The organism is Microcoleus pseudofavosus SVA1_A4 (assembly GCF_036700565.1).
Classification (GTDB): domain Bacteria; phylum Cyanobacteriota; class Cyanobacteriia; order Cyanobacteriales; family Microcoleaceae; genus Microcoleus.
Genome location: NZ_JAUBPE010000087.1, coordinates 18,716 through 29,934, shown reverse-complemented (window position 1 = coordinate 29,934; position 11,219 = coordinate 18,716). Strand labels below are relative to the sequence as shown.

The 11,219-nt window shown below is 46.2% G+C and carries 10 protein-coding genes; 3 read left to right on the top strand and 7 right to left on the bottom strand.

Features of this window, described 5'->3' with window-relative positions; all coding sequences use genetic code 11:
* Nucleotides 1-18: 18 nt before the first annotated feature.
* The 4 genes from QUA02_RS28190 to QUA02_RS28175 are packed head-to-tail and all read right to left on the bottom strand — an operon-like array spanning nt 19 to nt 4,515.
* A complete protein-coding gene (locus tag QUA02_RS28190) occupies nt 19-3,090 on the bottom strand; it encodes an NACHT domain-containing protein (protein WP_333032774.1) in 3,072 nt (1,023 codons plus the stop codon).
* On the bottom strand, nt 3,057-3,692 hold the full coding sequence (locus tag QUA02_RS28185; RefSeq protein ID WP_333032772.1) for a Uma2 family endonuclease: 636 nt from the start codon (nt 3,690-3,692) through the stop codon (nt 3,057-3,059). The genes QUA02_RS28190 and QUA02_RS28185 overlap by 34 nt, the downstream gene beginning before the upstream one ends.
* Before the next feature lie 26 nt (nt 3,693-3,718).
* On the bottom strand, nt 3,719-4,303 hold the full coding sequence (locus QUA02_RS28180; protein ID WP_333032771.1) for a Uma2 family endonuclease: 585 nt from the start codon (nt 4,301-4,303) through the stop codon (nt 3,719-3,721).
* Entirely contained in the window at nt 4,300-4,515 is a 216-nt protein-coding gene (locus tag QUA02_RS28175; RefSeq protein WP_333032770.1) for a hypothetical protein, read from the bottom strand. The genes QUA02_RS28180 and QUA02_RS28175 overlap by 4 nt, the downstream gene beginning before the upstream one ends.
* Before the next feature lie 189 nt (nt 4,516-4,704).
* Here QUA02_RS28175 and QUA02_RS28170 point away from each other — a divergent pair, with 189 nt between their 5' ends.
* Nucleotides 4,705-4,974, top strand: coding sequence for a hypothetical protein (locus QUA02_RS28170; RefSeq protein ID WP_333032769.1), 270 nt, complete (start codon nt 4,705-4,707; stop codon nt 4,972-4,974).
* A 71-nt stretch (nt 4,975-5,045) separates the two neighbouring features.
* Complete coding sequence (locus QUA02_RS28165; RefSeq protein WP_333032768.1) at nt 5,046-5,306, top strand: helix-turn-helix domain-containing protein; 261 nt, start codon at nt 5,046-5,048, stop codon at nt 5,304-5,306.
* A 197-nt stretch (nt 5,307-5,503) separates the two neighbouring features.
* On the opposite strand, the gene QUA02_RS28160 is transcribed toward QUA02_RS28165, so the two are convergent.
* From QUA02_RS28160 to QUA02_RS28150, 3 genes are all read right to left on the bottom strand, one after another.
* Nucleotides 5,504-6,184 carry an HAD family hydrolase gene (locus QUA02_RS28160; RefSeq protein ID WP_333032766.1) on the bottom strand — a complete coding sequence of 227 codons (681 nt, stop codon included), beginning with the start codon at nt 6,182-6,184 and terminating at the stop codon, nt 5,504-5,506.
* A 161-nt stretch (nt 6,185-6,345) separates the two neighbouring features.
* On the bottom strand, nt 6,346-6,555 hold the full coding sequence (locus tag QUA02_RS28155) for an acetyltransferase (RefSeq protein ID WP_333032763.1): 210 nt from the start codon (nt 6,553-6,555) through the stop codon (nt 6,346-6,348).
* 27 nt (nt 6,556-6,582) lie between these two features.
* On the bottom strand, nt 6,583-7,749 hold the full coding sequence (locus QUA02_RS28150; RefSeq protein WP_333032761.1) for a zinc-dependent alcohol dehydrogenase: 1,167 nt from the start codon (nt 7,747-7,749) through the stop codon (nt 6,583-6,585).
* Nucleotides 7,750-8,465: 716 nt separating this feature from the next.
* On the opposite strand from QUA02_RS28150, the gene mutS reads away from it, so the two are divergent.
* Nucleotides 8,466-11,093: a DNA mismatch repair protein MutS gene (gene mutS / locus QUA02_RS28145; protein WP_333032759.1), complete on the top strand. Its 2,628-nt coding sequence runs from the start codon at nt 8,466-8,468 to the stop codon at nt 11,091-11,093.
* The last annotated feature ends 126 nt before the right edge of the window (nt 11,094-11,219 follow it).

Genomic DNA, 11,219 nt, shown 5'->3' with positions numbered 1-11,219 from the left:
AGATTGCACTCACTTTCTTCACTTCTCTGCTGCAAAAGCGATCGTATCCCTCTTTAAAAACTGTCCGGAGTATTGAACAAACGGAGATTTAGCAAAAATTGGGATGAATTTTTTACAATCAATTAATTTTTTCTGTTCCCCTAAATCGAGCACCGCCCAAGACGCATCGAGGGCGACATCGCGGGATTCATCCATACACAATTCGACGATTTTGTCAATGGCTTGCTGCGAATTTTTTTCGGCTTGTTGGCGGTAAACTTTTAATAAAGCAACTCTCGATTCTTTAGAAGTTGCTGTTTGTTGCAGGTAGCTTTCTATTTGAGGGGGAACGTGTTTTAATTTTTTAATAATCGGAGCGATTTGAGTTGGCGGTAATTGGGAAATTAACTGTTTTAAGACTTCCCCTTGTAAATGGAGAACTTCGGGAGAATTCACCGCCAACTCATCGATGACGCGGATTAATTCAGCGGGATATAAATTAATTTTTGGCACAACCCAATTGGCTAAAACTAACTTTAATTTCGGGCTTATTTGACAAATATCTGGGGATGTTTCCGTTAGTTGGCTTACCAATTTCGATAGCAGGTGGATTTTGCTTCCCGGAATAGTTTCTATCGCTATTTTAACCAACAGCAAAGCCACTAACTCGCCCGAACCTCTCTCAATTGCCTTGCTAATTGCCATCTGATTGCAGCGGTTAAAATCAGCCGATTCTCCCGGCAAATTCTCCCGCAGCAAATGCGATAAGATTGTTTTGAGAAATTCCCGATCGCCCTTAGCTACCTCGCTGACTGCTGTCGCGCCAACTCCCATCCAATCTCGGTGAATCGGCGCGTGCAGCGCCTCAAACCAACTTTTGCCGAACACCGAATTTCGCGATACAATTAAATTGGGCAGCAACTGCTGCAAAAGTCGAATTGTATTTTCGGCTTCAAAGAAGGAAGGAGAGGGAGGTTTAAAAATTAAGGCTGTTAAAAACTCTTGCTTTACTGTTTCTGGAATTCCCGGCGCGAGATACAGTCCCACAACGAGCGATCGCGCTTTGCTTCCCAATGTAAAATAGATATTTCTCAAGCAACTTAAAATTTCTAAATCGATTGTTTTTTCCGGGGTTTTGCCAGCGCGATCGCAGTACACTGCCAAAAATTTACCCCAAACTTGGTGATTGTTGCTGGCATTAACATTATCTCTTAAATAATCGCAATTTTTAATAGTATCTACAGCTTCCTGAAATCGCTGACTCCTTTCATCGTTTAAACGAAACAGCAATTCCGCGACAGTTTCCGCCGCTTTATTAATCAATTCTTGGCTGACAGTTGCTAAAAGTCTGACAGCTACTTCCCACACCGTTTTGCTGTGGCGTTTCGGTGCGGAATTAGCGGCGACTAGCAAAGTCTCTTGAAAAACATATCCGCTGCTAATTGCAATCTCCAGCATCGGCAGCAAAACCGCAGCAGATTCCGGTTCTTTCCGGGAAATCGAGGCAAAAGCCACAGCCCGAAACGGCATGATTTTATGTTTGTTTAAAGCTCGATCGGTCTGATAAAATTCATTTAAATCCATCAAAGTTAGCAGTTGCCGGAAAATCGGCCAGATGTAGTAGCGCGAAAACTCGGATTCCGCAAAAATCATCTCGCTTTTTAACTGATTTTTTGCAGATTCTCCCGACTCGGTTGAATTCAGCCAGCGGGCAACTGTATATTCTAAAAAAGTTTGGTGAAAAAATCCGATGCGCTTGCCGCCGAAATCTTTCAAAACGCCCTCGCTTTGCAGAGAAGTATAAGCTTCAAATTCAGTTTCGCTAAATTCTAAATTGCTTTCATAGATAAAATCTCGCAGCCTTTCTCCAGAATTGCTGTAGATAATTTCCGCAACTTTCAAGCAGAGTTTTTCCTTAGCAATCCTGACGCGCTGCGGCTGCAAATTGCTGCGTACAGTCGAGACTTTCCAATTCCAGTATTCCCCGTAGAGTTGGCTTACTGTCAAATCTTCCGGCACGTTTTCCAACTCGGTAAACAAGTCGCACAGTAAAGCCAGCAGTAACGGATTGCGGACGATTTCTTGCAGGGAAACGCAGTCGGTGGAAAGGGCTATAATGCGATCGGCAAAAGCTTCCCCATCCACCAGTAAATTTTCCCCTTTCCGCTTCACAAACTCCGCCGCTTCCCTGACTTCCCCGTCGCTGAAGGCTGTAATCCTGCATCCGTCTTGGACGCTTTCTCGGAAGCCGGCAAAACTTTCGTGGTATGGTTCAAAGAAGTTGCTGTAGTCGGTATCGCGGCAGGTAAAGGCAACGGTAGTTCCCGTTTCTAACAGTTGCTGCAAGACGTTTCGCAACACGGGAACCAGCGGTTTTGTTAAGATGATATCCAAAGTGTCGATCGCAATTGTACCGCGCCCCTTTTCTGAGGTAAGCTGTTTGGCAACTTCCGCGATCGGCTGCCGTTTGCCGCTGATTTTTTCCCCGACTTCCAAAGCAAAGGTTTCCGCAGATTCGATTAAATCGTCGCACCGGATCAAAGCAATCCATCCCGTCTGGGCTGCTGCAATTTCGGCGCTGAGTTCGTCGTAGATAGTTCCCAGAATCGTGCTTTTTCCGTAGCCCGCAGCGCCGAGAATCGGGATGACGCGCCGTTTGTTTTCCCAAATGCCCGATCGAATTTGTTTGAGGCATTTTTCCAACAGGCTTTGGCGGCGGATCGGAGGTAAGATGTAAGGGTCGAGGGCTTTTCTGGCCCGATCGCTATTTTGTTTGACTCTTTCTTGCAGGGTAAAAATCTCCCCGCCACCGCCCCCTCCTATTTCTTCTTCTTCCTCGCTTTCCGTCCCAAAAACGACATCTTCCCACTCCAATTCTAGCGCTTCGCAAATCTCTACAAAATATTTGCGATCGACCGATTTTCCCGTGAAAAACTTGCTGATAGTTTTTAAGGAAATTTCCAACTCGTCCGCAAACGCAACTTGCGACAAGCACCTTTTTTCCAATTTATGCTTGGCGACTTTGATGCCGTTAATAGATGCTGTGAGCGATCGCGACATAAAATTAATGGTAACTGCTAGCTCGGCTCGGTTGGAGGTAAGCCAGCCCAAAAAATCTGCTCGGCCGTCAAGTTCAATTCTGGAAAAGCCAGCGACTCAACCCGATCGTCGCCTCTAAACAGTTTGACCTGATACTCCCCATCTACCAGTTGGCAAACCGAGAGAGTTGGTTGTTTGGGATTGCCGATGAACTTGCGGCCGCCCAAACCGAGATAGTCCACAATCCAGTATTCGGGAATGCCCATTTCCTCATAGTCGGAAGCTTTGAGAAAATAATCATCCCGCCAGTTCGTACTGACGACCTCTACAGCCAGTCGCACTGAATGGCCCATCGTGATGATAGATTCTTTTTTCCAGCGCGGCTCGTTTGCGAGTTGCGATCGATCTAGGACGATTGCATCTGGCTGATAACCAGCCTCGTTACGGACGGGTTTAAGCAGGCAGTCACCGGGGATGGAATAGGGCAGTTGCAGTCGTGTGATTTCCAAATAGATTTCGCTGCAGATAAAGCCTGTAATCTCGGAATGGTCGCCCGGGACTAAAGGCATTTCAACAATCACTCCGTTGTGTAGTTCATAGTGGCGGACAGAGTTCTCTGGATACCAGGCCGCGAACTCGTCAAACGTGACTGTTTTTGGTATGGTTTGCATCATGATGTGTCCTAATATGCTGTGGATAACTAAATAGAAATTCCGCGCCGGAATTCCCGCGTCGCTTCCAAAGTTGAAGCCATCAGCAAACAGCGCGACAGCAAACTGATATCTAAATCCGGCAAAACAGCGCTTGCAGAAATTTTTTCATAACCCTCAACGCCCAAGCGATACATAGCAAACAAGCCATTTTCCCAAAACCACACTTCCGGCACTTCCAAGATTCGGTAACGGTTTAGTTTGCTTTCGTTGCCGCTGCTAAACACTATTTCAATAGATAAATCTGGAGGAGAGTTTGCAGTTCTTCCCCTGCCGATATAATAGGATTCGTCAGCTTGTGCCGATGCCATTCCTTCCTTTTCTTGGGTAAAGCTGCCGGTAGGTGCGAATTCAATCTCTTTTTCCAAGCAGTAGATAAATAAAAGTCCAGCAATTGTCCTGCTAAAAAACTCGTGGTCTTGCGAAACTGCCAAGATTTCTACTTCGCCGTCATAATAAAATAACCGAATGCCCGGAGCGTTCGCAAACCCGGTTTCGATCGATTTAAATTCTTGCCAGCTAATCCCGGAATGAATTAGCCGTTGGTCTTTTGGTTTTAAGCGCGTCTGTGTCATGCCGATCGCTCCTTTGTCTCATCAATTATATATTCAAAACTCCAGCGATCGAGCTTCGGCAGAGGACACGGCAGTGCCCTTGGACTAACCCAAAATAATCCATCGCAGCCCTCCGATGCAACCATCGCCCGATTAATTGTAGGCAACTCTGGACACGGCAGTGCCCTTGGACTACCCCAAAATAATCCATCGCTGCTCGATGATGCAACCATCGCCCGATTAATTGTAGGGACACGGCATTGCCGTCTCCTGACTGTGGGTAACGGGTAAAATCAACCGGATTGGATAATGAAATTGCCTCTAGTGCGATCGAATCTAACCATCGACACGGCAGAGGACACGGCAGTGCCGTGTCCCTACTTTCGGCCGAATGAAAACAATCGGTAAAGGGGAAAGATTTCATGTCAGGTCGAACCCCAAAATTTCAGCTTGCTTTCACCAAACAAGTCACCAAAAAACTGAGTTTTCTTCCCCTTCCAGCCCGAAAGCAATACGAAAAAGCTTTCAAATTATTAGAAACAGAAGGGCCTAGCTACAGAAGTTTGAGAATTCACAGATACAAGCAAAAAACCGGAGATATTTGGGGGTATTCAGCTTCGATGGCGTTGAGGTTTTACTGGGACTATAGGGCTGAGATAGAGATTTTGGTAACTAATCTGACTTCCCATTAACTTTGCAATAATAGGGAGAATTTCGATGGCGAATACCCCGCGAAAAATTGAAGAGCGAGAACAGCGGTTAATTGCTCTTTACAGTCAGTGCCATTGAATTAGGGATGACTCCTCAGAAATTCTACGGGAAATGGGATGTGAGTTACGAGCAAATGGCGGAAATTTGCGGCCGATCGATCTCGACAGTTAAAGGGTGGTTTAAAACAGGCCGCCACTACCGGCACCCTACTCCCGCTGACTTGCGCAATTTAGCTTTGATGGATTTTTTACTAGAGCATTTTGAAGAAATAGGCGAGATCCTGTGGAACCTGCTATGTCACGCAGAGCAATAAGTCAAGAGCATTTTGACCTGTTTTTACTCAAAAGTTCCGAGTAAAAAGGCAAATAAGTTAATGTTCGATCGGGAGAAATGCCGTGACGTATTTTGAACAGTTGCACCCTTGGTGTATCGGCGGTTCTCCAGAAAGTGAGGTATGCGGGCGAGTTATGAGCCCTATGCCCTATGCCCTATGCCCTATGCCCTATTTCTTCAACTCGCTATTAGTTCCTGTTTCCCGAAAATAGAATCGTCATAATGCGCCAACAAATCAGCAGGATCGTCATAAATAGCTAAAGCATCGGTAAGCGAAGCATCATCGAAACCTCCGCACCGAAAAGCAATGACACCCACCCCGCACTTGCCAGCAGCTTCGATATCGTAAGGAGTATCAGCTAACATCACAACTTGACTCGCTTCCAGTTTCAATTTGCTCAAAGCAGCTTCTACAATATCCGGTTCCGGCTTAGAAGCTTCCGCATCGCTAGATGTCGCCGCCTCCTCCAATAAATCGTCCACCTGTGCCGCTTTCAGCAAACCGGAAAGTTCTTCACTCGTAGCGGAAGTAGCAATAATCAGCCGCAGTTTTTCCGCCTGCATTTTTAACAGCAATTCCCGCGAACCGGGGGCCGGAGAAAGCGTCGGGGAAAAGCGGTCGATAATCAGTTCTTTGCGCCGCTGTGCAATTTTTTTTCCATCGCCTTCTTCATCTGTAAGTCCCGGCACCATCTCGGGTATAACTTTATCGCCGCCCATGCCAATTAGCGGGCGAACTTGCTCGAACGGCACGTCATAACCGAAAGCAGCAAACGCCTCAACCCAAGATTGAGCGTGGGCATCATTGCTCAGCACGAGCGTGCCGTCAACATCCAAAATTACTGCTTGCAAGTTCATAGTTATTTCCTATTAATTACTAATGAAGCCTGAAACGAGTATTAGCCCCCTACCAAAGGAGGTTGGGGGTGTGATGCGACGATCGCGGTAGCTGTCGGTCGAGCCAATTACCGATCGCCCATTACCAATTGTCCGACAAGAAAAGGGCGATCGAACCCGTCTCAATTAGTTTGATAATTTTCCTCAGTCCAACAGCGTGGCAAAGTTTCACCGGAAGGAAACACTAATTTACTTTTTTCAAAAGTTGCTGTTTCTTGCTCTTCTTGACCAGCTTGATTTTTTCCCGGCACTTCATTTTTTGTAGGGCTGATTAAAGCATCTACATCGAGGATTTCGATCAAGTCGCCGGATTCTTTTTCTTGTAAAAGCATAGTTTCTCCTTGTGTGTTGAATGGGATTTACGGTTTGAGGACAACTTTGATGCAGTTGTCTTTTTTCTGTTTGAAAATCTCGTAAGCGTGCGGCGCTTCTTCTAATTTCATGCGGTGCGTAATTACGAATGACGGGTCAATTTCGCCTTTTTGAACGCGATCGAGCAAAGGCCGCAAATACCGGTGAACGTGCGTCTGTCCCATTTTCATGGTCAAGCCTTTGTTGAAAGCTGCACCTAACGGCACTTTGTCAACGAAGCCGCCGTAAACGCCGGGAATTGAGACTGTACCGCCCTTGCGACACGCGAGGATCACTTGTCGCAGGGCGGTAGGTCGATCGCTCTCCAACCGCACGGCTTGCTTGGCTTTGTCGTACAAAGCGTCGAGACCGGTGCCGTGGGCTTCCATTCCCACCGCGTCGATGCAAGAGTCGGGCCCGCGTCCCCCCGTCATTTCGGTGACGGCTTCCCCGGCGTCCATCTCTTCGTAATTGATGATTTCAGCTTTGGCTGCGGCCGCCATTTGCAAGCGTTCCGGTACGCGGTCGATCGCAATTACTCGATCGGCCCCCAGCATAAACGCGCTTCTGATTGCAAATTGTCCGACCGGCCCGCATCCCCAAACTGCTACAGTATCCCCCGGCTGAATGTTGCAGTTTTCGGCCGCCATGTAACCGGTCGGAAAGATATCCGTGAGGAACAATACTTGTTCGTCAGAAAGTCCGTCGGGAATTTTTAAAGGGCCGACATCTGCAAACGGAACCCGCGCGTATTCTGCTTGACCTCCTGCATAACCGCCCGTTAAATGCGAGTAGCCAAACAGTCCCGCCGGCGAATGACCGTAGATTTTTTCAGCCAGCCCAGCATTGGGATTGGAGTTGTCGCACAGCGACCACAAATCCCGGTTGCAAAAGAAGCAACTGCCGCAAGAAATAGTAAAAGGAATCACGACGCGATCGCCCTTTTTTAAGTTCTTGACTTCGCTGCCGAGTTCGACTACTTCCCCCATGAATTCGTGGCCCATGATGTCGCCCGATTGCATGGTGGGGATGTAGCCGTTATAGAGGTGCAAATCTGAGCCGCAGATTGCTGTAGACGTGATTTTAACTATCGCATCGCGCGGATTGATAATTTTTGGGTCTGGTACATTATCAACTCGCACGTCATTTGCTCCGTGCCAGCAAAGAGCTTTCATTATTTTTTTCCTCTAGTTAACTACTAGCTAGCAGATTTTTGATTTTAAATCTTAAATTTACTACGCCGATAAATTACCTGCTTGGATGTTTTAATTTTAAGCATATAAAAATTTTTATCTCTCTATCCGAGGTATAATTTATAAATCTATCTTTCGGCTGTTTTCAATAACAAAAAGGTAAAATTTATCCTCCGCACTTTAGTGCGGGGGATTTCACGTTCTTCTGTTAACCGCCAACAGTTATAGCAACCGCGCCCGACATTTAGGAGGTTCTTAATTACTGAAAACCTTGCCGAAGATTGCTTCTTCCTTCTCTTCTAGATAACTAAAGCCTTTTTCCTTTTTCCTTTTTCCTTCTTCTTTCTTCCTTCAACATCTGCTATAACAGCTAACAACTACATAGCTGAGATTGTTTTTGTCGATCGCCGCTCGCTTCCTTCTCACAATCAATAAAATTTCTGCATTTCGCCTCACTATAGCCGATATTTTGGCTCACTTTAGATAAATAGGGACCGAAAACTTCTAACGTAAAAGCGGGCTTATCAATTATTAAGCAGGGTGCGTGACTTTTGTATAGCTCAACACTCCACCCCAATCTGGAGAATCATGCACCCTGCTTAAGGAGGATTAATCGTCAAATATTGTATCATTAGTTATACCTAAAAGCCGAGTTTGCGGTAAAGTTGTTAAAGATTAAAATTTATCGATCGCCTTTTATGCCTTACACTGCATCTACCACAACAGACCCCCATCAAGCCAATATCCGCAATGCCGACCACCGCCTACTAGAATTCACCAAGCTAACGCCGATGATGCAGCGGTATGTGGAAGTGAAAGAACAGTATCCCCACGCACTTTTATTGTTTCGAGTAGGCGATTTTTTTGAGTGTTTCTTCCAAGACGCAGTTACGATTTCTCAGGAATTAGAGCTTGTTTGTACTAGCAAAGAAAGCGGCAAAGAAATCGGCAGAGTGCCGATGACAGGAGTGCCGCACCACGCCCTCGATCGCTACACTTCAATGTTAGTAGAAAAAGGCTATGCTGTGGTAGTTTGCGACCAAGTAGAAGATGCTTCTATCGCCGCTAGAGAAGGCCGTCAAGTCAAGCGGGAAATTACCCGGATTCTGACTCCCGGAACTTTGACTGATGACGGAATGCTGAAACCCCGTCAAAATAATTTTTTAGCAGCAATTGTGATAGCCGGGGAACATTGGGGATTGGCTTATACTGATATTTCTACGGGAGAATTTGTCACTACCCAAGCAGATAGTTTAGAACAATTAACCTTAGAATTGCTGCGTTTGCAACCTTCGGAAGTCTTGGTACCGACTAATGCGCCGGATTTGGTGACTATGTTGAGGCCCGGAGAGAAATCAGAGCATTTGCCAGATTGTTTGCCGAATTCGTTTTGCTATTCTTTGCGATCGCAAATTCCGTTTACTTTGTCCGAAGCAAAACAGAGAATCCTGCAAAAGTTCAAAGTGCGATCGCTCGAAGGCATGGGATGCGGCCACCTTTCCCTCGCAGTCCGCGCCGCCGGCGGTTTGCTGCAATATATCGAAGAAACTCAAAAGGAAAAAGCAGTTTCTTTGCAAAGATTGCACACTTACACTCTCACCGATTTTCTCATTCTAGACTACCAAACCCGCCGCAATCTCGAAATTACTCAAACAGTGAGAGATGGGGTTTTTCACGGTTCGCTGCTGTGGGCTATAGACAAAACCAGCACTGCAATGGGAGGCCGCGCTTTGCGCCGCTGGGTGCTGCAACCTTTGCTCAACATTAAAGGCATTTGCGCCAGACACGACACGATTCAAGAATTAGTAGAAAATAACGCCCTGCGCCAAGATTTGCAGCAGTTGCTGCGCCAAATTTACGACATCGAAAGGCTGACTGGTCGCGCTGGTTCTGGCACAGCTAGCGCTCGGGATTTAGTCGCTTTAGCTGATTCTTTGGGAAAACTGCCGGAATTAGCTGTTGTCGCTGCTCAAGGGATCTCGCCCTATTTGAAAGCCCTGCAAAATGTACCGCCAATTCTAGAAGAATTAGCAAATACAATTCACGCTCATTTAGTTGATGAACCGCCGATTCATTTAAAAGAAGGAGGTTTGATTCGATCGGGAATCAATCCCATGCTAGATGAAATGCGCCAAACTGCATCAGCAGACCAAGAATGGATTGCAAATTTAGAAGCAACAGAGAGAAAACGCACCGGAATTTCTAATTTAAAAGTAGGCTACAATAAAGCTTTCGGCTATTACATCAGCATTACAAAATCGAAAGTAGACCAAGTGCCGAGCGACTACACCCGCAAGCAAACTCTCACCAATGAAGAACGCTACAGCACTGAAGAATTAAAAGAAAGGGAAGTGCGAATTCTGACGGCGCGGGAAGATTTAAATCAATTGGAATACGATATTTTTGCTAAAGTGCGATCGGAGGTAGGAGAACACGCCGAAGTTATTCGCAATGTTTCCCGCGCCGTGGCGGCGGCCGATGTTTTGTGCGGTTTGTCAGAAGTAGCAGTTTACCAAAATTACTGCCGCCCGACTATGACAGAAAGTCGGGAAATTAAAATTATTGAAGGTTGTCATCCTGTGGTGGAAAAGTCTTTGCCGCCGGGATTTTTTGTACCTAATTCGGCTTTTTTGGGTCGGGAAGAATCGCTAAACCGCCCAGATTTAATTATTTTAACCGGACCGAATGCTAGCGGGAAAAGTTGTTATTTGCGGCAGGTTGGTTTGATTCAGTTAATGGCGCAGATGGGCAGTTTTGTGCCGGCGAAAGCTGCGAGTTTAGGAATTTGCGATCGCATTTTTACCCGCGTCGGCGCCGTGGATGATTTAGCAACCGGTCAGTCTACGTTTATGGTGGAAATGAACGAAACTGCAAATATTCTCAATCACGCGACGCCAAAATCATTGGTTTTGTTAGACGAAATTGGCAGGGGAACGGCGACGTTTGACGGACTTTCGATTGCTTGGTCTGTAGCAGAATATTTAGCAAATGAGATCCGGGCGCGGACAATTTTTGCGACTCACTATCACGAATTGAATGAGTTAGCTTCTATTTTGGAGAATGTCGCAAATTATCAGGTGACGGTGAAAGAATTGCCGGATCAAATCGTATTTTTGCACCAAGTTCAGCCGGGGGGTGCTGACAAATCTTACGGAATTGAAGCGGGTAGGTTGGCCGGTTTACCGCCGTCGGTGATTGACAGGGCGAGACAGGTGATGAAGCAGATTGAGAAACACAGCAAAATTGCGATCGGGCTGCGGAAAGGTGTTAAAAAAGATGGTAAAAAAGAGTCTGAGGGCGAACAGTTGGATATTTTTGAGGATTGAAATTTGCGGCGGTAAAAAATTTGTAGTAACTTCTATATTGCACCATTTTCAATAAGCCTTTCAGGGGCGGGCAGGATGCCCACCCCACAAGAAAATTTAATTTTTGTGGAACAGGCATCCTGCCTG